Source organism: Methylovulum miyakonense HT12, assembly GCF_000384075.1.
Lineage (GTDB): Bacteria > Pseudomonadota > Gammaproteobacteria > Methylococcales > Methylomonadaceae > Methylovulum > Methylovulum miyakonense.
In genome coordinates, this window is record NZ_KB913025.1 from 1,895,928 (window position 1) to 1,920,876 (window position 24,949).

General features: G+C 52.2%; 21 protein-coding genes. 15 read left to right on the plus strand and 6 right to left on the minus strand.

Features of this window, described 5'->3' with window-relative positions:
- Positions 1-463: 463 nt before the first annotated feature.
- The 9 genes from nirB to METMI_RS0109905 all read left to right on the plus strand — a co-directional run bounded on the left by nirB (position 464) and on the right by METMI_RS0109905 (position 10,990).
- On the plus strand, positions 464-2,992 hold the full coding sequence (gene nirB / locus METMI_RS0109865) for a nitrite reductase large subunit NirB (RefSeq protein WP_029151594.1): 2,529 nt from the start codon (positions 464-466) through the stop codon (positions 2,990-2,992).
- Positions 2,992-3,330, plus strand: coding sequence for a nitrite reductase small subunit NirD (gene nirD, locus METMI_RS0109870; RefSeq protein ID WP_019866124.1), 339 nt, complete (start codon positions 2,992-2,994; stop codon positions 3,328-3,330). Before nirB ends, nirD begins: the two co-directional genes overlap by 1 nt.
- A complete protein-coding gene (locus METMI_RS0109875) occupies positions 3,327-4,250 on the plus strand; it encodes a PhzF family phenazine biosynthesis protein (protein ID WP_019866125.1) in 924 nt (307 codons plus the stop codon). The genes nirD and METMI_RS0109875 overlap by 4 nt, the downstream gene beginning before the upstream one ends.
- 11 nt (positions 4,251-4,261) lie before the next feature.
- Entirely contained in the window at positions 4,262-5,476 is a 1,215-nt protein-coding gene (locus METMI_RS23630; protein WP_019866126.1) for an NAD(P)/FAD-dependent oxidoreductase, read from the plus strand.
- A 46-nt stretch (positions 5,477-5,522) separates the two neighbouring features.
- A complete protein-coding gene (locus tag METMI_RS0109885) occupies positions 5,523-5,768 on the plus strand; it encodes a type II toxin-antitoxin system CcdA family antitoxin (protein ID WP_019866127.1) in 246 nt (81 codons plus the stop codon).
- A complete protein-coding gene (locus METMI_RS0109890) occupies positions 5,768-6,082 on the plus strand; it encodes a CcdB family protein (RefSeq protein ID WP_019866128.1) in 315 nt (104 codons plus the stop codon). Before METMI_RS0109885 ends, METMI_RS0109890 begins: the two co-directional genes overlap by 1 nt.
- A 223-nt stretch (positions 6,083-6,305) precedes the next feature.
- Complete coding sequence (locus METMI_RS0109895) at positions 6,306-7,727, plus strand: ATP-binding protein (RefSeq protein WP_019866129.1); 1,422 nt, start codon at positions 6,306-6,308, stop codon at positions 7,725-7,727.
- 143 nt (positions 7,728-7,870) lie between these two features.
- A complete protein-coding gene (locus METMI_RS23635) occupies positions 7,871-8,146 on the plus strand; it encodes an antitoxin (RefSeq protein ID WP_019866130.1) in 276 nt (91 codons plus the stop codon).
- Positions 8,147-8,254: 108 nt separating this feature from the next.
- On the plus strand, positions 8,255-10,990 hold the full coding sequence (locus METMI_RS0109905) for a nitrate reductase (protein ID WP_019866131.1): 2,736 nt from the start codon (positions 8,255-8,257) through the stop codon (positions 10,988-10,990).
- A 45-nt stretch (positions 10,991-11,035) separates the two neighbouring features.
- Here the strand turns inward: METMI_RS0109905 and METMI_RS0109910 are convergent, their stop codons facing one another.
- The 6 genes from METMI_RS0109910 to METMI_RS0109940 all read right to left on the minus strand — a co-directional run bounded on the left by METMI_RS0109910 (position 11,036) and on the right by METMI_RS0109940 (position 17,691).
- Positions 11,036-13,009 (minus strand): transglutaminase TgpA family protein, encoded by a 1,974-nt coding sequence (locus tag METMI_RS0109910; RefSeq protein ID WP_040573006.1) that lies wholly within the window; start codon positions 13,007-13,009, stop codon positions 11,036-11,038.
- A 113-nt stretch (positions 13,010-13,122) separates the two neighbouring features.
- Entirely contained in the window at positions 13,123-14,064 is a 942-nt protein-coding gene (locus tag METMI_RS0109915; protein ID WP_019866133.1) for a DUF58 domain-containing protein, read from the minus strand.
- Entirely contained in the window at positions 14,061-14,966 is a 906-nt protein-coding gene (locus METMI_RS0109920) for an AAA family ATPase (RefSeq protein ID WP_019866134.1), read from the minus strand. Before METMI_RS0109920 ends, METMI_RS0109915 begins: the two co-directional genes overlap by 4 nt.
- Before the next feature lie 153 nt (positions 14,967-15,119).
- Positions 15,120-15,437: a DUF2782 domain-containing protein gene (locus METMI_RS0109925; RefSeq protein ID WP_019866135.1), complete on the minus strand. Its 318-nt coding sequence runs from the start codon at positions 15,435-15,437 to the stop codon at positions 15,120-15,122.
- A gap of 300 nt (positions 15,438-15,737) precedes the next feature.
- On the minus strand, positions 15,738-16,742 hold the full coding sequence (locus tag METMI_RS0109930; RefSeq protein ID WP_019866136.1) for a sterol desaturase family protein: 1,005 nt from the start codon (positions 16,740-16,742) through the stop codon (positions 15,738-15,740).
- A gap of 436 nt (positions 16,743-17,178) precedes the next feature.
- On the minus strand, positions 17,179-17,691 hold the full coding sequence (locus tag METMI_RS0109940; protein ID WP_019866138.1) for a hypothetical protein: 513 nt from the start codon (positions 17,689-17,691) through the stop codon (positions 17,179-17,181).
- 53 nt (positions 17,692-17,744) lie between these two features.
- On the opposite strand from METMI_RS0109940, the gene METMI_RS0109945 reads away from it, so the two are divergent.
- From METMI_RS0109945 to METMI_RS0109970, 6 genes are all read left to right on the plus strand, one after another.
- A complete protein-coding gene (locus tag METMI_RS0109945; protein ID WP_019866139.1) occupies positions 17,745-18,557 on the plus strand; it encodes a nucleoside phosphorylase-I family protein in 813 nt (270 codons plus the stop codon).
- A 538-nt stretch (positions 18,558-19,095) separates the two neighbouring features.
- A complete protein-coding gene (mgtA, locus tag METMI_RS0109950; RefSeq protein ID WP_019866140.1) occupies positions 19,096-21,636 on the plus strand; it encodes a magnesium-translocating P-type ATPase in 2,541 nt (846 codons plus the stop codon).
- Positions 21,637-21,715: 79 nt separating this feature from the next.
- Positions 21,716-22,279, plus strand: a complete 564-nt coding sequence (locus METMI_RS0109955; RefSeq protein ID WP_019866141.1) for a cytochrome b/b6 domain-containing protein — start codon at positions 21,716-21,718, stop codon at positions 22,277-22,279.
- Positions 22,280-22,284: 5 nt separating this feature from the next.
- On the plus strand, positions 22,285-24,234 hold the full coding sequence (locus METMI_RS0109960) for a heavy metal translocating P-type ATPase (RefSeq protein WP_019866142.1): 1,950 nt from the start codon (positions 22,285-22,287) through the stop codon (positions 24,232-24,234).
- A gap of 105 nt (positions 24,235-24,339) precedes the next feature.
- Entirely contained in the window at positions 24,340-24,591 is a 252-nt protein-coding gene (locus tag METMI_RS27830; protein WP_019866143.1) for a twin-arginine translocation signal domain-containing protein, read from the plus strand.
- Positions 24,592-24,618: 27 nt separating this feature from the next.
- The gene (locus METMI_RS0109970; protein WP_019866144.1) at positions 24,619-24,942 is read left to right on the plus strand and encodes a DMT family transporter; all 324 of its coding nucleotides are present in this window, start codon (positions 24,619-24,621) and stop codon (positions 24,940-24,942) included.
- Positions 24,943-24,949 lie beyond the last annotated feature (7 nt).

Here is a 24,949-nt window from a genome sequence, read left to right on the forward strand (position 1 = left end):
GTTGGCAAGCCATAAAAAAGGCGGACAACCGTCCGCCCGGGTTTAGATTGGCCCGACAAAAAATCAATGACGGGCACTAGGTCTGCATTTCACGCCCCGCCTAAAAACCTGCGCGCCATTAAATTCAACCGCTCCCCATAAGCTCCCCAATTTCGCACGGAAACCACACGGATTGCACTTTTTTAGTGCAAAAATCCGAATCCGGCATACCAGCATCCACTTCTTCCTTCGGATTACGCTAACCTTAAAGCCATTGTTTACAAAGGCTTTGGTATTGCCCGTCTGTATTCGAAAGGGTCAGGCACGGCAATTGCTATATCGTTTGCAAACTCCAAAGCAGGAGCCATCAATTACGGTTCGAAGTTGAACCAACCAGACAAAGGTGTCTTTTGCGCGTAAGCCAAGCTTATGCGCGAAGACACCTTTTTTTTTGCCCGAATTTGTTAAACCCATCGAGGTTGTTATGAAACAAACATTAGTGGTCATCGGTAACGGTATGGTCGGCCAAAATTTTCTGGCGGGGCTGGTTGCCGCTGCGAACGGCCAATATAACATTGTGACTTTTTGCGAAGAACCGCGCCCGGCATACGACCGTGTGCATTTGTCGGAATTTTTCTCCGGCAAAACCGCCGAGGACTTATCGCTCGTTGAAGATGGCTTTTTTGCAAATCACGGCATCACGATCCATCTGGGCGACCGCGCCGTGACGATAGACCGCGAAGCGAAAACCGTCACTTCGGCAAAGGGTGTGGCGGTGCAATATGACAAACTGGTGCTGGCGACCGGATCCTACCCATTCGTGCCGCCCGTGCCTGGGCATGAGCGCAAAAACTGCTTGGTTTACCGCACCATAGAAGACTTGGAAGCGATGACGGCGGCGGCAAAAACCGGCAAAATCGGCACGGTGGTCGGCGGCGGCCTGCTGGGTTTGGAAGCGGCTAAGGCGCTGAAAGATTTGGGTTTGGAAACGCACGTTGTCGAATTCGCCCCGCGTCTGATGGCGGTGCAGATTGACGAAGCGGGCGGCGCGGTGCTGCGGCGCAAAATCGAAGCCTTGGGCGTGACCGTGCATACCAACAAAAATACCAGCCAAATCGTGGACGGCGACACTTGCGTCAACAAAATGTGTTTTGCCGATGGCGAGGAATTGGAAACCGATGTCGTGTTGTTTTCGGCAGGTATCCGTCCGCGTGACGATATTGCCCGTAGCTGTGGTTTGGAAATCGGCCAACGCGGCGGCATCGTCATCAACAACCAATGCCAAACCTCTGACCCGGACATTTACGCCATCGGCGAATGCGCCTTGTGGAACGGCATGATTTTCGGGCTAGTCGCGCCCGGCTATGCGATGGCGCGTACCGTCATCGCCGGGTTGACGGGCGGCGAAGCCAGCTTCACGGGCGCGGACATGAGCACCAAGCTGAAACTGATGGGCGTGGACGTCGCCAGTATCGGCGATGCACACGCCCGTACCCAAGGTGCGATGGTTTTCACTTATCAAAACGGCGCGAGCGAGGTGTACAAGCGTTTGGTTGTCAGCGAAGACAACAAACGTTTGCTGGGTGCGGTGCTGGTCGGTGACGCCAACGAATACGGCACGCTATTGCAGTATTGCCAAAACGGTATCGAATTACCAGAGAACCCCGATTCGCTGATCTTGCCGCGTCTGTCCGGTGAACCGGCTGGCTTGGGGCCGGATGCTCTACCCGCCACCGCTCAGATCTGTTCCTGTTACGAGGTCAGCAAAGGCGCCATTTGTTCGGCGATTGAGGCGGGCTGCACCACAGTGAACGCCCTGAAAGCCGAAACCAAAGCCGGAACGGGCTGCGGCGGTTGTGTGCCCTTGCTCAAATCGGTGTTGAACTGCGAGCTTGCCAAACACGGCTACGAAGTCAACACCGACCTCTGCGAGCATTTCGCCTACACGCGCCAGGATTTGTACAACCTCGTCCGCATCGGCGAAATCAGGACTTTTGACGAATTGCTGGCAAAGCATGGCAAAGGCCACGGCTGCGAGATTTGCAAACCTGCGGTCGGCTCGATTTTGGCCTCGCATTGGAACGATTACATCCTCAAGCAAGAGCATTTGGGCTTGCAGGACACCAACGACACTTTCCTGGCCAACATGCAAAAGGACGGCACTTACTCGGTCGTGCCGCGCATCCCGGGCGGCGAAATCAGCCCCGACATGCTGATTGCGATGGGCCAAGTGGGCAAAAAATACCATCTCTACACCAAAATCACGGGCGGCCAGCGCATTGATTTGTTCGGTGCGAGATTGGAGCAATTGCCCGCGATCTGGAAAGAGCTGATAGCCGCCGGGTTTGAAACCGGCCACGCGTACGGCAAATCCTTGCGCACCGTGAAATCCTGTGTCGGCAGCACTTGGTGCCGCTACGGCGTTGATGATTCGGTCGGCCTCGCGATAGAGTTGGAAAACCGTTACAAAGGCTTGCGTTCCCCGCACAAAATCAAGTTCGCCGTATCCGGCTGCACCCGTGAATGCGCGGAGGCGCAAGGCAAGGATGTCGGGGTGATCGCCACCGAAAACGGCTGGAGCTTGTACGTCTGCGGCAATGGCGGCATGAAACCCCGCCATGCGGATTTGTTCGCGACGGGCTTGGACAAGGAAACTTTAATCAAATACATCGACCGCTTCCTGATTTTTTATGTCCGCACCGCCGACCGCCTGCAACGCACCTCGGTATGGATGGAAAACATGGAAGGCGGTTTGGATTATCTCAAATCAGTCGTGATAGCTGACAAACTGGGGTTGTGCGACGAACTGGAGCAACAAATGGCCCGTGTCGTCGACACCTACCAATGTGAATGGAAGACCACGATAGAAAACGAAGACAAGCTGAAACGCTTCCGCCACTTTATCAACAGCGACCAAGCCGACGACAATGTGGTGTTCGTTGAGGAGCGCGGGCAGATCCGCCCAGCTAATGCCGACGAGCGCAAACACTTTAAGCTCGTGGAGGTGGCGTGATGGTTTGGTTTGATGCCTGCGCAGTGGAAGACCTGCAACCTAATTCCGGCGTGTGCGTACTGGTTCAAGGCCAGCAAGTCGCCCTGTTTTACATGCCCGCCACCGGGTCTGTGTATGCGGTGCAAAACTTCGACCCTTTCGGGCAGGCCAATGTGCTGTCGCGCGGGCTGATTGGCGATATTGGCGGGCAAGCCATGGTCGCATCGCCTTTGTATAAGCAGCATTTTAATTTGGAAACCGGTGTTTGCCTGGAAGACGGCACGGTGCAAATACGCGTTTATCCCGTGCGGATAGACAACCATCGGGTCTATGTCGGCATCACGGGGCAAGCATCATGAAATATCACTATTACATCGCCGATGTCTTTACGCGGCAGATATTTAGCGGTGCGCAAATAGCGGTTTTCCCTTATGCGGATGCCTTGAGCCGGCAGCAAATGCAGAAGATTGCCTGCGAGCTGAATTTGTCAGAAACCGTGTTCGTCAAGAAACGCGACAAGCTCACGGGCAAACGGGTGATGCGGGTGTTCTCGCCGCAACGGGAAATTGATTTTGCCGGGCATCCGATAATCGCCACGGCGTATGTGTTGGCGGACATCGGTGACATTGAACTGACGGGCGCAGTCACCCCCTTGGTGTTCGAGCAAAATGCCGGGGATGTCGAAGTGAACATTTCCGCCCAAGACGGCAAACCGACATTGGTGCAATTTACCCGCAAGCTAGCGCCAGTTGTTGACCGCTTCGCGCCGACCACGGAAGAGCTGGCGGGTTTTTTATCGCTACAGCCATCCGAGTTTGACACCAAAAAATACTCGGCGCGGCTGGTGTCCTGCGGTTTCCCGTATTTGATCGTCCCCGTGTTCAATTACGAAACCGTCAGGAAAGCGCGGTTTAATTACCTCACATGGAGCCAATCCAGCGCACCGCAAACCGCCGCCCAAGAAATTTTGCTGTTCTCGCCCAAAACCCTACATCCAGATGCTAATTTCCACACCCGTCTGCTCGGTTCGCGTATCGGCATCCACGAAGACCCGCCCGTCGGTAGCGCCATGCCCGCGTTTGCGGCTTATTTGTGTTCTTTCGATTTCATGCAGAAAGGGACTTACACCTTTTCTGTAGACCGTGGCGAAGACAAAAACCGCCGTAGTGTCCTGCATTTGGAAATGGACCATAAGCGCTTGGAGAACCTGACGATCCGGGTCGGCGGTGAAGCGGTGCTGGTGGCGGAAGGGATGATGACCATCCCTGACTTGGACTGAAGGGAACTGACGTGAAAAAACGCTTGGTCGTCATCGGTAACGGCATGGCGGGGATACGCACCGTGGAAGAGTTGCTCGCCGCCGCGCCGGACAAATACAACATCACAGTCTTCGGTGCCGAACCCCACGGCAATTACAACCGTATCTTGCTGTCATCGGTGCTGTGCGGCGAAAAAAAACTCGCCGACATCGTCATCAATGACCGCGAATGGTACGCCGACAATGGCATTTGCCTACATGCCGGGGAGCATAAAGCCGTGGTGCGCATAGACCGCACCCGCAAACAAGTCCACGCTCAAGACGGCACGGTCGCCGCCTATGACCGCCTATTGATCGCCACCGGATCGAACGCCGTCAGACCGGACATCCCCGGCAACGGTTTGGATGGCGTGGTCAGTTTCCGTGACATTGTTGATGTTGAAACCATGCTGGCCTATAGCCGAAGCCATAATAAGGCCGTGGTGTTGGGCGGCGGCTTGCTGGGTCTCGAAGCGGCCAACGGCCTGGCGCAACGCGGCATGGACGTGACCGTGATCCATAACAATGGCATCCTGCTCAATCGGCAACTGGACAAACCCGCCGCCAAGCTCTTGCAAGCGGCTTTGGAACAACGCGGCATCCAGTTCAAAATGGCGGCCAAAACCCAAGCTTTATTGGGCGATGACAACGGGCATGTCCGTTCCGTGACCTTTGCCGACGGTAGCCAATTACCCTGCGATTTGTTCGTCACCACCGTCGGCGTGCGCCCCAACATTGCGCTGGCGCAAGCATCCGGCCTGTATTGTGAACGCGGCATCGTCGTCAACGACACCTTGCAAAGCTACGATCCCAGCATTTACGCGGTCGGCGAATGCATCCAGCACCGCGGCGACACGTTTGGTTTGGTCGCCCCCTTGTTTGAACAGGCGAAAGTTTGCGCCAACCATCTCAGCGCCCACGGCGTGGCGCAATACATCACCCTGCCCACGTCCACCAAGTTAAAAGTGACAGGCATCAATTTATTTTCAGTGGGTGATTTTTTGGGTGATGCGCACAGTGAAACCATCCATTTCACCGACGCGGCCTTGGGGATTTATAAAAAGCTGGTGATTAAGGCGGGCAAGTTGGTTGGCGCGGTTTTGTATGGCGATACGGCGGATGGGTCTTGGTATCAGGAGTTGTTGGAAAAAGGTGAGGATATTGCCGGGATGCGGGAAGGGATGATTTTTGGGAAAAACCAGATATAATTATGCGCATAAATAACCCGCATAATTAACTCACAGGAAATTCACCATGCAAGCCTTATATGATTTATCCGCCACTAAAAAACCCACTAATGTCACCGTCAACAGCGATTTGCTAAAAAAAGCCAAAGAACTGGACATTAATCTGTCCGCCGCACTGGAGCAAAAACTGGTCGAGCTGGTCCGGCAAAAACAAGGTGCCGCATGGCTTGCCGAGAACCAAGCAGCAATCACTGAATACAACCGTTACGTTGAGGAACATGGCACGTTCGCCGATGATTTGCGGAGTTTCTGATGCCTCAATTCGACTTGCACGAAAACCGCAATCCCAAAACCAAGGGCTTGGTTCCTTACTTGTTAGATGTGCAAAGCGATTTGCTGGGCGATCTGGCAAGCACCGTGGTTATCCCACTATGTCCAGCCGGAATACCGACACGCGGCATGACGCGGCTTACGCCTTGTTTGGAAATTGACGGGGAAAGTTACTTGCTGCTTACCCCGCAGCTTGCTGGTATACCGAGAAAGGAATTGGGCAAAGCTATTGGTAATCTTGGCAGCTATCGGGATGAAATTGTTGGTGCGGTGGATTTTTTGTTGGTGGGGTTTTGATGCGGTTGGCTGACCGCCGGGATACGCGGAGCATTGTTTAGCTTTAATTATTTTGAACCCTGTTAGCTGTTTACGCTGACTCCCAAAATCCGGTTTTGAAACCCAAGTATCAGAAGCCCTAGCTTCGATCTGAGAAGCAAACAGTAAGTTAAGATCAATTAATTGACTTTAATTGACAAAAAATTATCATTAAGATAAATCAATTGATCTTAATGGAAGAAAAATGCTAACCATCTCGCAAACAGAAATAAAAAACCGCCTGCATTTTGATAATCCTTGGTGGGAAACAGGCGGTATAGAAAAGCGTTATCAAGATTACCCACGACGCTTTTACTTCGAGTCCTTTTTTAAGCTAGTTAAGGAATCGTCCATCAACCGGGCTGCTGTGCTGATGGGGCCAAGGCGGGTGGGCAAAACGGTGATGATTTACCACACAGTAGACGGATTGCTCAACGGAGGGGTTGCGCCCACGCAAATTTTATATGTGTCATTGGAAACCCCTTTATACACGGGGCTTTCTTTGGAAAAAATCGTCAATCTGTTCCAAAGTGAATTCGGACATAAAAGGGATGGCAACTTATTCATCATCTTTGATGAAATACAGTATCTGGCAGGTTGGGAAGTGCATTTAAAATCGCTGGTCGATTCGTACCCGGCTTATAAATTCATCGCCACAGGCTCGGCAGCCGCCGCGTTGAAACTCAAAAGCCGTGAATCAGGAGCAGGGCGTTTTACCGATTTTTTATTGCCGCCGCTAACATTTGCAGAGTATCTGGCGTTTATTGACAAAACTGATGAATTAATCACCCCTTCTACTCAACAAGGTTTCTGGAATACCAAAAATATCATCGAATTGAATAAAGAATTTATTAATTACTTAAATTTTGGCGGTTACCCTGAAGCGGTGTTTTCAAACCTCATCCAACATGACAGTGCCAGATACATCAAAAGTGACATCATTGACAAAGTGTTGCTGAGGGACTTACCTAGCCTCTATGGAATCAGCGATGTTCAAGAGTTGAACAAATTGTTTACCACTATCGCGTACAACACGGGCAATGAAATTACCTTAGACAACTTATCGAAATCATCCGGTGTATCTAAGAATACGATAAAAAAATATATCGAATATTTGGAAGCGGCATTCTTGATAAAAATAGTCAACCGTGTTGATTTTTCATCAAAAACATTTAAGCGGGCAACCACATTTAAAGTGTATTTGACTAATCCATCAATGCGGGCGGCATTGTTTGGTCCGGTTGATGACGGACATCAAGCAATGGGCGCATTGACAGAGACCGCCATTTTTAGCCAATGGTCTCATAGTGACAATATTGATAACTTACATTATGCCCGATGGAACACAGGTGAAGTGGATATTGTTTGGCTTGATTTTGCCACACTAAAATCAGTTTGGTGTGTGGAAGTGAAATGGTCAGACCAGCCTTGTTCGGATTCAAGGCTGTTAAAAGGTGTTATAAGTTATGCAAAGAACAATGGAATAAATGAGCTTCTTGTGACCACAAAAACGATTTCAAAAATTGGAGTATTTGATGATGTGGAAATCCAATTTCAGCCCAGCGCGGCTTACGCCTATACATTAGGTGCCAATATTTTGCCAGCGCGGCTTACGCCTATACAGTAGGGGCCAATATTTTGAATGTAGAGGCACTTGAACAGAGAGTGGTAAAACTTCTGCCCAATAACGAAACCTTACTCAAAATAGCTCATTCTGCGTGACAACAATGAAAACGACCCAATCAACACACCAATTCTCGGAGCATCACCATGTCCCTACTCGCCATCAAAGGAATTTACGAAAATGGTCACATCACCTTGGAAGAAAATGTAACAACCGACCAAGCCGTTGCGGTAGCTGTCACCTTTTTAACTGAAAAACCCGCCAAAATTGTTGCCAAAACCAGCTGGGAATCGTGGTTTGCTTCTATGAGCCAATTTTCTGACGATTTTATGTCCGATGGACGCGAGCAACCCCAAGCGCAGGAACAGGATTGGAGTACGGTAGGATGGGCTGACGCAAGGAAGCCCATCATCGACTGCTAGGATTGATGGGCTTCGTACCTTTTATGCCCTTTGGGTACAGCCCATCCTACGATACTTGGAAATGAGCATGGCTTCTGAAACAAAGCCCCAACCAATAAAACCCCACCTATGACCCAAACCATCCAAACCACTTGCCCTTACTGCGGCGTAGGCTGCGGCGTTACCGCCACGGTCGGTGCCGAAAACCGCCAAGTCCAGATTAAAGGCGACAAAACCCATCCCGCCAATTTTGGCAGGTTATGTTCCAAGGGTTCGGCGTTGGGCGAGACGGTTGAGTTACAAGGCCGTTTGCTGGAACCGCATATCCACGGCCAACCAGCCAGTTGGGAAGACGCGCTGGATTTGGTCGCCAACACCTTGCTGGACACGATGGCCTCACACGGCAAGGATAGCGTCGCCATTTACGGTTCGGGGCAGTTGTTGACGGAAGATTATTACGTCGCCAACAAGCTGATGAAGGGCTTTATCGGCAACGCCAATATCGACACCAACAGCCGTTTGTGCATGTCGTCGTCGGTGGCGGGGCATAAACGTGCGTTTGGGGCGGATGCCGTACCCGGCTGTTATGAAGATTATGAATTGGCGGATTTGATCGTCCTGATCGGCTCGAACACCGCGTGGTGCCATCCGGTCAGTTTCCAGCGCATCCGCGCCGCCAAGGAAGCCAACCCCAACTTGAAAATCGTCGTCATCGACCCGCGCCGCACCTCCACTTGCGATATTGCCGATTTGCATTTGCCGTTGGCGGCGGGCAGTGACACGATTTTGTTTAATGGCTTGTTGAATTATTTGGTAGGTTGCACCCTTGGAGGCATAAAGGGTGAGTGTGCGAACCCCGACAATAATACGTCCTCTGTTGGGGTTCGCACACTCACCCCAACCTACATTGACTCCGACTTCATCGACAACCACACCGAAGGCTTTGAAGCCGCCCTCATCGCAGCAAGCCTAGCGGGCGATGTGCAACAAGTCGCCGAATACTGCCGACTCTCCGCCACCGATGTGCAGCAATTTTACGACTGGTTCACCAGCACCGAAAAAGCCATGAGCTTGTACAGCCAAGGCGTCAACCAATCGACCAGCGGTACAGATAAGGTGAACAGCATCATCAACTGCCATTTGGCGACCGGGCGCATCGGCAAACCGGGCATGGGGCCGTTTTCCCTGACCGGGCAGCCTAACGCCATGGGCGGGCGTGAAGTCGGCGGCTTATCGCACCAACTGGCGGCGCACATGGATTTCGCCACCCCAGGCGATATTGACCGCGTGGCGCGTTTTTGGCAAACCGGCAATATCCCGGAACAAGGCGGCTTGCCGGCTGTGGCTTTGTTTGATGCGGTTTATGAGGGCAAGGTCAAAGCCGTGTGGATTATGGGCACCAATCCGGTGGTCAGCTTGCCCAATGCCGACAAGGTCAAACAAGCCCTGCAAAACTGTGATTTTGTCGTGGTGTCCGATTGCATCGCCAACACCGACACCGCCGCCTTCGCGCATGTGCTGTTGCCCGCGCAAGGCTGGAGCGAGAAAAACGGCACGGTGACCAACTCCGAACGGCGCATTTCCCGCCAACGCAGCCTGTTCAATGGTGCGGGCAACGCCAAGCCCGATTGGTGGATCATCTGCCAAGTCGCCCGGCGCATGGGCTATGCCGAGGCGTTCGCGTTCCAACATCCGGTGGAGATTTTCCGCGAGCACGCGGCTTTGTCCGGTTTTGAAAATAATGGCGGCCGCGATTTTGACATTTCCGCCTTTGCCGACCTTAGCCTGGCCGGATACGACAGTTTCCAACCCGTGCAATGGCCTGTGAATGCGCAACACCCGCACGGCACGGCGCGGCTGTTTAGCGATGGACGCTATTTCACCCCCTCCGGCAAAGCCCAATTTATCGCCATCACCCCCAGGCCGCCCGTCAACCTGCCGGACGCCGATTATCCGCTGATTTTGAACACCGGGCGTTTGCGCGACCAATGGCACACCATGACCCGCACCGCCCTCGCCAGCAAACTCAACCAGCATAAGCCGGAGCCGTTTGTGGAAGTGCATCCTGACGATGCGGCCGCCTACCAATTGCCACAAAACAGTTTGGCAAGCCTCGAAACCCGCTGGGGCAGTATGACGGCGCGGGTGCAAATCACCGACAGCCAAATACGTGGCAATGTGTTCGTGCCGATGCACTGGACAGGGCAATACGCCAGCGACGGGCGTATGGGCGCGTTAGTGAACCCGGTGGTCGACCCGGTTTCCAAACAGCCGGAATGCAAGCACACGCCCGTGCGCATCAGGCCTTGCCCTATGGCTTGGTACGGGTTCATTTTGTCGCGGCGGGAACTGGCGATCACTGGCTCTGATTATTGGGTGAAGGTCAAAGGCGAGCAGTTTTACCGCTACGAATTGGCAGGCCGGCAATTGCCGGAAACCTGGCAGGATTGGGCAACAACCCAACTGGGTGATGGCGGGGAAGTGCAATGGCAGGAATACCAAGATAGCCACAACGGCAACTACCGTGCCGCCCGCTTTAATGACGGGCATTTGGACAGCATTGTGTTTATCGCTTCCCATATCAACCTGCCCGAACGCAATTGGCTGGCCAGCCTGTTTGCGAAGGATGGCTTGGGCCAACAAGAACGGCTCGCGCTGCTGACCGGAAAACCGCCGATAGGCGTTGCCGATGTCGGCGCGATAGTCTGCGCCTGTTTTAATGTCGGGGAAAAAACAATTTGTGATGCGATAAAGGAATTGGCCTTGAAAACCCCACAGGAGGTTGGCAAGTGTTTAAAGGCGGGGACGAATTGCGGCTCTTGTGTGCCGGAGATCAAGGCGCTATTGGCGGGGCTAAACACATAACCGTTTCCTTACGGCAGAGCTAGGGCATTGGGGCGGGATGCCTTTTCAGTGTTTTTTGAGCGGGTTTTCTTGTGTGAATTCCTTAACGCTTTTTCCTAACAGCCTTAAATCTTCATCATGGCTAGCCCTGCCATATCGCAAGCGGATAAAAATATCCGTGATGTGTTGGGCGGGTTGGGCAAGTTGGGGCAGGGTGGCTTTTATGCGTTCGGCGAAAGCCGTTTCGCCTTCGCTTGGGTTCCGGATGAGCCCGTGCTTGGCGAGGTGGCGGCAGAACCGCTGGTAATGCCGCAAAGCTTGGTCGGTGGTTTTGGGTTTTTGATAGAGCAGGAAAAAACTGAGTATTGCGCTAATGCCGCTGAGGATGGCTATCATCCAGTACATCATGGTTTTGATGTCGCCGATTCCGAAGTTTGCCAGGAATTTTTGCTGGTTGCTGCGGTTGTAGTTGATGACCCAGCGTTGCCAGTTGTAATCGACATTGCTCCACAACTGCCGCGCTTGTGTTAACCAGGCAAAGGCATTCTGATTGCCTCCTTCAGTAGCAAATTGGATGGTTTCGCCAGTCGCCAAAGCGTCAACATTAATGTTTTTCTCGATGCGTTCAGGGGCGACGGCGGCGGTCGGGTCGATGCGCATCCAACCTTTGCCTTCCAGCCACACTTCCGTCCACGCATGGGCATCGTATTGGTGGATTTCCAGAAACTGGCCGACAGGGTTGAATTCCCCGCCTTGATAGCCTGTCACGACACGGGCGGGGATATGTGCAACCCGCATCAGGTAAACGAAAGCGGATGCGTAATGGCTACAAAAACCGTAGCGGGTTTTGAACAAAAACGTTTCTATGGGTTTATCTTCCATCACTGGCGGGGTTAGTGTGTAATGGAAGTCTTCGGTGCGGAAATGGCTTAGCAGGGCTTTGATGAATTGTTCGGGCGGTTGGTCGAAACCGTGCAATTGGGTGACCAAGGCGTTTATTTCAGCGGACGGTGTGTCCGGCAATTGCGTCGCGTCTTTGTATTCGACACGGGTGATGTAGCCCGTATTGTAATGCGGAAACGACGTGATTTTATATTCCGAGCGTTTATCGGGGTTGGCGGAAGTGATTAATTGGTAATTGGCGTTGCGTTCCAGTGGTTCGGTAAATTCAATGGGCAAATCAAGCGCGAACACCCAATTTTTATTCTGCGGTTCCATCAATAAGGTGTATTGATAAGGCGTCCCGGTGGTCACGGGTTTATCCATGTACGCTTCAAGGCCATGGTGCGGCGATGGGATCCAGCGTTTGCCATCCGTTTGCGTCAACACGGGCCCGCGCCAATAGCGTTGTGCGGGTGGCGGCATCGCCCCGGTAAATTTCACGCGGAAAGCCAGTTCCGTGGATACGCCGAGTTCGGAAATGGAGCCGGGTTCCATGCTGTCGCTCAAGCCCATGCGGGCTTGTTGGCGGTCATTGAGCAGCATCCAGCGTGGGGCTTCGACACGGGGAAACAGGATGAATAAGACAATGGCTAAGGGTAAGGCTTGCAGGATTATGGTGCTTGCGGTTTTTAATGCCAGCCAAGGTTCAGGGTTGCGGCTGTTGATGCTGACCAGTGTGGCGATCAGGGTGCAGCACACCATCAAAATATAGCCCGCCATCAACAGGCTTTGTTCGTATAAAAACTGTGATGCGGCGACGATAAACGCCAGAAAAGTGATCAGGTACAGGTCGCGCTCGGTTTTGATTTCCATCAGTTTCAAGCCCAGCGCGATAATGAACAGGTGCGTCCCCGCATCACGCCCGAAAATGCCCTGGTGCTGCAAATAAATCAAACTTAGCCCGATGATGGTCAACAGAAACACCAGCCAGCGGTTCGGCAGCCAGGCAGGTTTCCATAAACCTGCCAAGCGCCAACCTAACAGCAGGTAAAAAAAGCCGAAAATACTGATGGGCAGATGGTAGAAATGCGGAAGGACAATCAGCGCGATGGACGTGAGTAAAAAAATCAGCACGTTTTGGTTGGGGCTTGCTGTCATTGCGGGGTCTTTGGGGTTGTAGGTGTAAGTATTTGGTTGGCCATTGTGTTTGCTAACCCGCAAGTTTGGGCATGGGAACAGCTAAAAATAGGCGGCGCCATAAAGGCAAAGGGTTAAAACAACGCCAACGCTTCCAAGCATTTTTGCGTATGCGCCACCCCGCTGTCTGGCGGCAATCTCAATCCAGGCAAGATAAAGCCATAACTCAGCCCGGCCTGATCCGCTTCAATGACCCAGCGGCACAACTGGCTTAGGCGGGCTTCCGTGTCATTGCCACTGGTTTGCCCGTAATCTAACCAGATTTGTGCGGAATTGCCACCGCCGTATTGTTTGCTGTACAGCCCCAGACCTTTTGCATAGGCCTTCCAGTGGATATGCTTGATGGGGTCGCCCGGCTGATATTCCTGCATGCCATAAAAATCATCCGCGCCTTTTTTGCTAAAGCCTTGCTGGATTTCACCCGCTGAAGACTCAGGGAAGGGGCTGCTTTGCGTGGCGGGTTTGGGATAAACCAGCACCTTCAGGTTAAAGCGTATGGGTGACCAAGCGCGGAACAAACCCAAAGGATAAGAGCTGGCAATGGTCACTTTTCCGGCCTCATGCCAACCGCGCTTGTGTGTTGCCGAATACAGGGTGACCGTGGTTTTGCTTTGTGCGGCCAGGGTCAGGCTTTCGGTGCTTTCAAGGGTGATCTGTAAATGCTGGCGCGGGGTGCTGTTGGGGTTGTCGAGATGAATATCAAAGCCTGCGGCAGTCCCTGCAAATACGGGTTTGCTTTGGCCTGGTTGGACAATCAGCCCGCTCAACGACTTAAAGCTGTGCGTAATGGTGATAAAAAAAATACTGGCGATCAGGAAGGTCAATAAATACGCCAGGTTGTTGTTATAAACGAAGGCGATCAGAAACAATAAGATGATAAGGACGGCAAAACCAAGGCCGCGCTGGGTCGGCAGAATAAAAATGCGCCGGTGTGTCAAGGGCATCGGTTGGTTTTCGGTGGCTTTTTCCCCGGCAAAAAAACGGTGGGCTTTGACGCGCTCGGTTAGGCTGGTCAATGGATGGCCACCTTTTCTAATAGCGGTGCGACGATGGCTTCGGAGTGGTTGTTGCCTGCCCGCAAACGGTGTCCGGCAACGGCGGCAAGAACGGCTTGCACATCTTCCGGGATAACGGCGTCGCGTTGGTTGATATAAGCCCAGGCTTTGGCGGCACGTAATAAGGCCAGGCCGCCTCTTGGCGATAGGCCATAAGTGTATTCGGGCGATGTGCGGGTATAGCTGATCAGGGCTTGGCAATAATCCAGCAAGGCAGGCGAGACATGGATGTTGGTCACGGCTTGTTGGATGGCATGCAGTTGTTGCGGCGGCAATTGCACATCCAGCGATTCCAGCAAATGCTGGCGGTTTTGCCCGGCCAGTAAAGCGCGTTCGGCGGCATAGTCGGGATAACCCAATTCAATGCGCATCAAAAAACGGTCAAGCTGGGATTCCGGCAGGGGAAAAGTGCCGATCTGGTGCGACGGGTTTTGGGTGGCGATAACGAAAAATGGATTGGGCAAAGGATAGGTTTTGCCTTCCACCGTCACTTGTTGCTCTTCCATGGCCTCCAGCAAGGCGCTTTGGGCTTTGGGCGTGGCGCGGTTGACTTCATCGGCCAAGACCATTTGGTTAAAAACGGGGCCCGGATGGAATTTGAAGCTGTTGTTGGCGCTATCAAACACGGACGTGCCGAGGATGTCGGCAGGCAATATGTCGCTAGTGAATTGGATGCGTTGATAATGCAAGCCCAGCAGTTTTGCTAAGGTGTGCGCCAAGGTGGTTTTGCCCACACCAGGAATATCTTCAATCAGCAAATGTCCGCGTGCCAATAGGCAGCAGACCGCCAAGCGGATCTTATGGTCTTTGCCGAGGATGATCTGGTTTGCTGAAGCTAGGAGTTGGTTGATGGCGTTGTGCATGGAGGTCTAATTTTATTCGGGCGTATCAGGAAAATTGGATGGCCTTGGCTAAGGGGATGGGTTGCTAAAAAGCTTAGCCGGGCATCTGGGGGCTGTCAATGTGGCCGTTTGCCGGAGGGGGCTAGCGCAAACCAGCAGGCATGCTCAGGCCTATTAATCCCATTCCAATATTTTCCACATGTTGACATGGCTGCCCCTGTCCGGGTCGCTATTACGGGCATCAAACAAGCCATCGCCATTGGTGTCGAGGAAGTAATACGCCGGGCCAATGTCAGGGACGATTTTGACCATGTAAATCCGCCCACCCCGGCGATATTCCTGGATGATTTTTTTGCCGCTACGCAAAATGGTGATTTCCGGTTCCATATTTTCGCCATTTTGCACTTGTTCGGGAGGTTCCGGGACGTCCGGAAGGTTTTCAAGCTTGGGCGGGGCTTCATCCACAGCCAGCGTGGATAAAGGGAAAGTCATAAGAATCATCAGTATAAGACGGCGCATTAGGCTGGCCTCCAAGAAGGTTAAAACAAAGGCTATCTTATTACAGTTTTTGCTTATGCGCTGGATTACCGTTGTAATAAAAAGGCGGTGATAATCGCAGGAAATTTGGCATGCCCCAAGGGTAAGTCTTGGTAAGCGGGTTAAGGATGTGCTTATACGGAGGCTTGGCTATCCGGCTCCCACGATTAGCCGGCAGTATTGATGCTTAGGGAGGCGGGGCAAGGCATGGCCTCGGGTTTTAGCCAAAGCCATGCCATGAGTTGGTCGTTAGGGTTAGCCCAATACGAGCAAACCGTATTTTGCCTGTGGTTTCTGGTTGGTGGCGCCATCGCTATGGAGTTGCCTGAAAATGTCATTTTTGGCTTCCAGCCAATCCAGCAATTCATAACCAGGGGAAAAATTGCGTTTTTCAGCACGGTAATAAGCCGCTTCGGCAATCATGTATTCTAACTCGGCAGGGATGGGGTGCCCTTTAGATGTTGGCGTTGGTAAGTTAAAGCCCAGTTTTAGCAAATTGATCAGCTCCTGTGGTGAGTTGCCGTTAATGCCGATTGCCAATGGTTTGCGTTCATTCAGTGTGCCGAACACCCTATCCCAAATGGAAAACACCGCGCCGTAATTGCTGTCATGCTCATGACGTTCGGTGGAGTGGTGGGCCCGGTGTAAAAAAGGCACAATAAGCGCTTTACTAAGCAGTTTTTCGCCGGCAAAAGCAATATTGGTGTGGTGGAACAACGTAAATAGCATGACCACTATCTCGTTGACTAGCATCATAAGCTGGTCAACGCCAAGTAAAACGACGTATGCGGCTTTCAACAGGTTGGTGACCAACAGTTCCAGCATGTGGATCCTAAACGCTGTCGATGTGTTTAAATAAGGGTCATTGTGATGCACCCGATGGAACAGCCATAGGGCATCAAAACGATGGCACAGCCTGTGCCAAACATATAACAATAAATCCAACGCCAACAACGAAACGAAAAACTGGTAGGCAGGGTTTTCTATTGAATGCAACAGGCCTTGTTGGGCGTGTTGTTGGGCGAGCAGGAATAACGCCGATACTGACAAGATTGACATCAGCGTGTTATTGACGGCAAATAGGCTGATGTTCGTCATCAATGATTTGCGCAGCAGGCGTTCAGGCCACTTTTTATGTGGGAAGAGACGTTCTAGCCAGGAAAAAAGGCCGAAAAAAACCAGCAGGATGGCAAAGGCGCCTTCGGCTGACAAAGCGGTAGGCCAGTTATAATCGTCCAAGAAAGTCATTAAATCTAACATTGGCATTTCCTCCATTAAGACGGATGCGGTCATTCAAGACAGGGGCAGCATAAAAGGATCGGGTGACAGGCGTATGACGCAGGCAGCAAGCCGTGTACGTCGGGCAAGCCATCCTGATTGGTGTGCTTGAATGAAGTGTTTGGTTTTAATGCAGCAAAGGATATGCCATAGCTTGGGATTTGCCTTGTTTATATGGCTTTTCCAAGGAAATGGCTTGATTTATCTAAGGTTTTTCTTAGCCTTAGGGCTTATGCCGTTAATAAAAGGATGGGTGGAAGCGACGGAAGTGTATCAATGAGGTGCAATTATGCGTCAAATTGTAACAAATTATTTTAATATAGTTGTAATTGTTTACTAATTAAATACATATTATTGTTTTAAAGTAACGCCAGTATCCGTCCATCAGCAGCTAACGGACAGGGCATCAACACCGGGTTCATAGGCAATCGCCATATTGCATGATCAACAAACGGCAATCGAACAGGGTGCTAGGCAATTGGCTGCTGATGAAAAAACGCAATGCCAGTTCCAAGAACAGGAACATGGTTAGGGTGCGTGCCGCCGCGCCGTTGATTTTGTAGCGGGTATGGGTTGAGCAACGCCAAACCGACACCGTCCACCAGATAATCGGTAAGAACACCATGCCATGCACGGTTTTCCAACTGGCTATGGTGTACGTCACATTGGCGATCCGGTAATCGGCGTAAAACAGGACGGCATTAATGAACAGGAAAAATGGCCAGAACGCCCGCCATAATGCCAATTCGCCAAGCCAAGCCGATTGCAAAAACTTATACCAGTCTTTTTTTGCCCGGTCTTGCAAGGTTTGTTGTGGTTCGGGCGTGTAAACGTACACCAAACCAAAAATGGCGCAGAGAAACACCGCCAATTCAAACACATTGAAAAGATGCGTATAAGTAAAAATAATCGGTAAGGTCGTTGTGAACATTTTTGCCATTCCTCCAGGATGGTTAACCTCATGGCCAACAAACACCACATCACATGCAGCAACCCATTTTTATATACACGGCTTTGCCTTGTGAAGCCCAGCCACTGATCGGGCATTTCCGCCTGAAAAAAGACTTGCGTGTCCAAGCCTTTGCCGTTTTCAGACGTGAAAACATCTGCCTTACTGTAACCGGAATCGGCAAAAGCGCAATGGCGGCGGGCATTGCCTACACCCAGGCCTTGTTTGCGGAACCGGCTTATCCCGTGATGCTGAATGCCGGTATAGCAGGGCACAAGTATCATCCTTTGGGCAGCGTGTTTTTGGCCAATAAAATCACCGATGCCGATAGCCAGAAATGCCACTATCCGCCGATAGTCTTCAAACCGCCCTGTGCGGCCACCAGCATCCAGACCTACGCGAAGCCGCAGTTGGCCTATCGCCATGACGAACTGTGCGATATGGAGGCGTCCGCGTTTTATGAAACCGCCGCGCGTTTTACCACCGGCGAACTGATACAGGCTTTAAAGGTCGTTTCCGACAACGAAAACCATTCGGCTGCGCAAGTCACCGCGCAAGCCGCCAGCGAAATGCTGGCCGCCCATATCGGGGTTATTGTGCAAGTGCTAGGGCAAGTGGATAAATTGTCCGCATCCTTGGCGGTCACTGGGCCGCAAGGGCTAAATGAGTTATTAGGCCGCTACCACTTCAGCGTTAACGGACAACAGCAGTTAAAAAATAAACTGGCGCGTTGGGAATTGTTGGGGGGCGGCCCATCCGTTTTTGAAGCTATGGACGGGGTGAGGGACGGGAAAGGGGTTTTGAAACGGTTGGAGGAAAAGATCCGGGAGCTTGAGTTTTATTTGTAAACTTTTAAAGTTAAGGGTGTGCTTTAAAAGCGTTGTGCGTAGTTTTTAAGTAATTGACGTTACGCAGTAACGTGGTTTTTATCCCGTTTGCCGCGTCGAGCACCGCAGTATTTGACGGGAATAGCCCGAATACCCATAGGGCATAAAGGGGTGCGGCAAGGATGCCGCACGGAGGCAGATGGGCAGGAAGCCCATTCTGCCTCCCCCCGACAAATGCGAGGAGCGCAAGACATCAGCGGCAACCGGGCCGCCTTTTCTTTGGATACTTTCTTTTGGCGGAGCAAAAGAAAGTATCTCGCTTTCGGGTGCGAGAACCCGATTAAATAAACCGTCGCAATAGCGACTCTTCATATTTACTTCGAACCGCAGAAAATATCTGCGTAACATCAGTAAGTAAGGTCTAAAGGGCTGCCGGATAAAGCCACATCCCCTTCCCAACAAGGCAAGTGGGTAAGGATGTTTATAAAATCAACTATGGGCACCTAATGGATGGCACAGGAACGGTGATGGCCAATCGCTAAACTAAATAAGGGCAACAATGAATCTCCAGACAGATAAATCCACAAGCCCCAAGCCTTTTTGGCACCAGCCCATTAAGGAATGCCTCGCACAGCTTAACAGCACAGGGCAGGGCTTATCGCAGCGTGAAGCCATTGCACGCTTAAAACGCGATGGCGCTAACCGGCTGAACGGCAAAAAACAAACGGGTTCTTGGGGCTTGCTGCTGGCGCAGTTTAAAAGCTCCATCATTCTGCTATTGTTGTTTGCGACGGGCATTTCGTTTTATTTGCATGACCATGTCGATGCCAGCATTATCCTGACGATAGTCCTGATCAGCGGTTTGCTGGGTTTTTGGCAGGAAAAAGGCGCGGCCGATGCGGTGGAACAATTGCTCGCGATTGTCGAGATCAAAGTCGCGGTGATGCGGGACGGGGTGGAAACGGAATTGCCCGCCGACGAGTTGGTGGTCGGCGATGTGATTGTGCTCAATGCGGGCGATATTGTGCCGGCGGATTGCTTGTTGTTGAAAACGGCCAATTTGTTTGTCGATGAGGCCGCGTTGACTGGCGAAAGTTATCCGGCGGAAAAAATCCCTGGGGTGTTGGCAGCCGATACGCCATTGGCGCAACGCAACAATGCGGTGTGGATGGGGACACATGTCGAGAGCGGCAGCGCGGATGCCTTGGTTGCCGCAACCGGACAGGCCACCGAATTTGGCAAGCTTTCAGGGCGGCTCAAACTTAAGGCGCCGGAAACCGAATTTGAACGCGGCGTCAGGCGCTTTGGTTATTTGCTGATGGAAGTGACCCTGATACTGGTGATGATCATTTTCGCCGTCAACGTCTATTTGCATAAGCCGGTGATGGATTCCTTCCTGTTTGCGCTGGCCTTGGCGGTGGGGCTGACGCCGCAACTGTTGCCCGCCATCATCAGCGTCAATCTCGCCCACGGGGCCAGGCGTATGGCGGCGCAGAAAGTCATCGTCAAGCAATTGGCTTCCATCGAAAACCTGGGCAGCATGAATGTGTTGTGTTCGGACAAAACCGGGACATTGACCGAAGGCAAAGTGCAGGTGCAGGGGGCTTTCGATGTGCTAGGCAACAGCTCTGAACGCATTTGCCGTTATATGTACCTGAACGCCGTTTATGAAGCTGGCTTTAACAATCCCATTGACACGGCCATCAGGGAATATAAAAGCTTTGACCTAGGCAACAGCCGGAAATTGGACGAAATCCCTTACGATTTTTACCGCAAGCGCTTGAGCATGCTGGTGGTAGATCAAGGAACGACATTGTTGATCAGCAAAGGCGCCTTAACTAATATCCTCGCCGTGTGCAGCCACTTGGAAAACCCCGACGGCAGCCTGGTGGCGATTGCCGATGTGCAAGACAGTATCCAGCAAAAATTCCAGGATTATAGCCGCCAGGGTTTGCGCACCTTGGGGTTGGCTTATAAACCCATGGACGCTTTGCAAACGGGCATAGGCAACCACGACGAAACCGGCTTGCGCTTTTTAGGTTTCCTGACGTTTTTCGATCCGCCGAAAGCCGATTGCCTCGAGACTATCGGGCAATTGCGGCAGCTGGGTGTGACGCTGAAAATCATCACGGGCGACAACTGGCTGGTGGCGGAAACTGTCAGCAAACAATTGGGGCTGGGTGGCAGCCACATCCTTACCGGCCCGGAAATTGCCCAAATGAGCGGGCCGGCCTTGATGAGCCGCGTCGCCGAAGTCAATCTATTCGCCGAAATCGAACCCAACCAGAAAGAGCGCATCATCATCGCGCTGAAAAAAGCGGGCTTCGTCGTGGGTTACATGGGTGATGGCATCAACGATGTGTCGGCCTTACATGCCGCCGATGTCGGCATTTCGGTCGATAGCGCCGCCGATGTCGCCAAGGACACGGCACAAATCGTGTTGTTGGAAAAGAACCTGCAAGTGTTGGTCGGCGGTGTCAAGGAAGGCCGCATCACCTTCGCCAACACCTTAAAATATGTGTTCATGGCGACCAGCTCCAATTTCGGCAATATGTTCAGCATGGCGGGCGCGTCGCTGTTTTTGCCGTTCCTGCCGCTGTTGCCCAAGCAGATTTTGCTGACCAATTTGTTGACCGATTTCCCTGAAATGACTATCGCCTCCGATAATCTTGATGAGGAAATGGTCTCGCAGCCGCGCCGCTGGGATATCGCCTTCATCCGCAAGTTTATGGTCACCTTTGGGATTGTCAGCTCGGTCTTTGATTATATGACCTTTGGCTTGCTGTTGTGGTTGGACGTGCCAATCGAGCAGTTCCGCACGGGCTGGTTTTTGGAGTCGGTGGTGTCCGCCGCGCTGATCGTGTTTGTCGTGCGCAGCCGCAAGCCGTTTTTCAAAAGCAGGCCCGGAAAATATTTATGGGTGGCGACGCTGGCGGTCGTCGCCTTGACCTTGGCTTTGCCGTACACGCCACTGGCAACGTTAATAGGGTTCCAGCCCTTGTCCCCCACGCTTTTGGGCTTGCTGGGCCTGATCGTAGCGTCCTATATCGCCACGGCGGAAATTGCCAAACATATTTTTTACCGCTTGGTGCGGGTATAGTAAGCAAAAAACTTACTTATCTTATGGAAATGGTTCCGTTGGAAATTGCTTTAAACACATTCTTATATGAGGGTTGACTATGAACATACCGACATTAACTAAAGTTTGGGATTTGCCTTTAAGGGTTTTTCACTGGTTGCTGGTCATCGGCTTTTTTGTCGCTTACCTGACCGAAGATGAATTGCTGGATATCCATGTCTGGGCCGGCTATCTGGTGTTTGGCCTGCTCGTGTTCCGTCTGGTTTGGGGATTTATCGGTAACCGATACGCCCGGTTCGCCAGTTTTTTATGCAGCCCGATGGCATCCATCGCCTATATTAAAGACGTGGTGGCCTTAAAGCCTAAGCGTTATTTGGGGCACAACCCTGCGGGTGCGGCAATGATTGTGTTGTTGCTGGCCAGTTTGCTTATGACCGTTTTGACCGGGTTTGCCGTGTACGGGGCCGACCAAGGCGCGGGGCCATTAGCCTCCATAGGCCCCGCGAATGAAGACCTTTGGGAAGAATTGCATGAGCTGTTTGCCAATTTGACGGTGGTCTTGGTCGTCTTGCATATTGCCGGGGTCGCCGTTGAAAGTTTTATACATAAGGAAAACCTGGCAAAAGCCATGGTGCATGGCAGTAAAAGAACATTAGACGAATAGCCGCCATGAACGCATCAAAATCCTCATCGTTACCTTCTTCCCGGCTTGAAAAGGACATTGTCATTTTAAGCCTGTTAGGTATCGCCACTTACCTGCTGCTCCGGTATGGTGTTGATATTAAGCAGCAAACCTATACCTGGGTGGAGCATGCTTCATTTTTGGTGGATGCGGTGGAAATCCATCAAGGGGGCTTCGGCTTGTCCGTCACCTTGCTTGAATTGCCTTTGCTTGCGGTTTTGCTATTGGGCGGTGTCCCCCAGATTTACCAGCTGGCCAGCAAGCTTTTGCAAGGCAATATGGGCGCTGATTTGTTGGCCGGGGTCGCCATCGTCACGGCCATGGCCTTGCATGAATATTTGGCAGGGGCGTTGGTGGTGCTGATGCTGTCGGGTGGCTCGGTGCTGGAGGCTTATGCGGTGCGCAAGGCCTCGTCGGTACTGGAAGCATTGGCCAACCGGATGCCGTCCATCGCGCATCGGAAAGCCGACGGTTTGCTGGTGGACATTGCCACCGACCAGGTCGTCATCGGCGACACTTTGTCGGTGTTGCCGCACGAGATTTGTCCGGTGGATGGCACGGTGCTGGAAGGGGCCAGCACCATGGACGAATCGTTCCTGACCGGGGAGCCATATCTGATGTCGAAAATCAGTGGTTCGAGGGTGTTGTCCGGTGCCATTAACGGTGATTCTTTGTTGGTGATCCGCGCCGACAAGCTGGTGGTCGATTCCCGTTACGCCAAAATCATGGCCGTCATGCGCGAATCCGACCAACACCGCCCCAATCTCCGCCGGTTAGGCGACCAATTGGGCGCGTGGTATACGCCGCTGGCGGTTTTTCTGGCATTGGCCGCTTGGGGTTATAGCGGCGAAGTCATCCGTTTTTTGGCGGTGTTGGTCATTGCCACGCCTTGCCCCTTGCTGATCGGTATCCCGGTGACCATTATCAGCTCGATTTCCTTGGCGGCGCGGCGGGAAATCATCATCAAAAATCCGGCGATCCTGGAAACCATTGGCACTTGCCGTACCGCCATTTTTGATAAAACGGGCACGCTCACCTATGGGCGGCCTGCGTTGACGGCGGTGGTGGCCAGCAAAAACCATAACCAACAAGACGTGTTGGCCTTGGTCGCCAGTTTGGAACGCTATTCCAAGCATCCTTTGGCGGGCAGCATCCTCAAGGCCGCCGAAGCGGCCAGCTTGGCCTTGCTCAAGGTGACGGACATCTGCGAATTGCCTGGTGCGGGCCTGCAAGGCACGGTCAGCGGCCAGCAGGTGCAAGTCACGAGCCGCAAAAACTTTAGCGGACAGCATCCCGACTTGCTCGCCGAGTTGCCTGCGCCCGGCGGCGGTTTGGAATGTGTCATCTTGCTTGACGGGCAATACGCGGCGACTTTCCAGTTCCGTGATGAAGTGCGTAGCGACAGTTCATCGTTCATCAACCATTTGCAACCCAACCACTTGTTTGACAAAGTGATGCTGGTGTCCGGCGATAGGGAATCCGAAGTGCGCTATTTGGCCCAAAAAGTCGGTATCAAGCACGTTTATTTCAGCCAAAGCCCTGAGCAAAAACTGGCCTTGGTCCGTGAGGAAACGCAAAAGGCCAAGACCGTGTTTCTGGGTGACGGCATCAATGACGCGCCCGCGCTGACCGCCGCGACCATCGGCATCGCCTTCGGGCAAAACAGTGACATCACGGGCGAAGCGGCGGATGCGGTGATCATGGACAGTTCTTTGCTCAAAGTGGATGAGCTGTTCCACATCGGCGCGAGGATGCGCAAAATTGCCTTGCAAAGCGCGGTGGGTGGCATGGCCTTGAGCCTAGTCGGCATGGTGTTTGCCGGGTTGGGCTACCTGAGCCCGGTCACGGGCGCGGTGGCGCAAGAAATTATTGATGTTTTGGCCGTCTTGAATGCCTTGCGGGCGGCGCTGCCACCTAAGACATTGTCCGATTATTAATGGGCCGATGCTTGGAAAATTAACGGACGGCATGCTTCCAACAAAAAGTTGTTTATAACAGCCCAGTGGCGATTGGCATCAGGTAATTTTTATAGGGATAAGGCGATGGCCCACTTAATCGGCAGAAGAAAATTTTTACAATTCGTGAGTGTAGGCGGAGGCGTGGCCTTTGTCTCTGGCTTAGGGATTGGCGTGTTTGCCGGGTTCGGTGGCTGGGATGCCGCCGGAGCAAAATGGTTTGGCTATCCTACCGTCTGGATCAATCGCCTGAATGCCCCGCTTGAAGAGTTGGGTGTCAGTGCCGATAAGGCAGGCAACGATTTACGTGTTTTACAACGTTTTGTGGAGAGTTATTAGGGTCAAATCATATTTATGGGGAATTAGGTGAGTTACTTTTATTTGTTCTGCACCATTGTCTTGGAGTCAATCGGCGTCGCTTTGCTGAATAAATCAGACGGGGTTGGACATTGGCAATATCTGCTTGGCGGATTGCTTTTTTTCAACATCGCGATGGTTGCTTTTGCAATGGCGTTAAAAGGTATGGATATGACTATTGCCAATACCACATGGGCGGGGGCCGGAATTTTGATTGTCGCCATGTTGGGGTACTGGCTTTTCCAGGAGCGCTATCAATTCATGCAATATGTCTATATTGGCTTTGTTTTGGTCGGGATTATCGGCTTGAATGTGTCTGGTGTTGGTAAATAAATGTCCT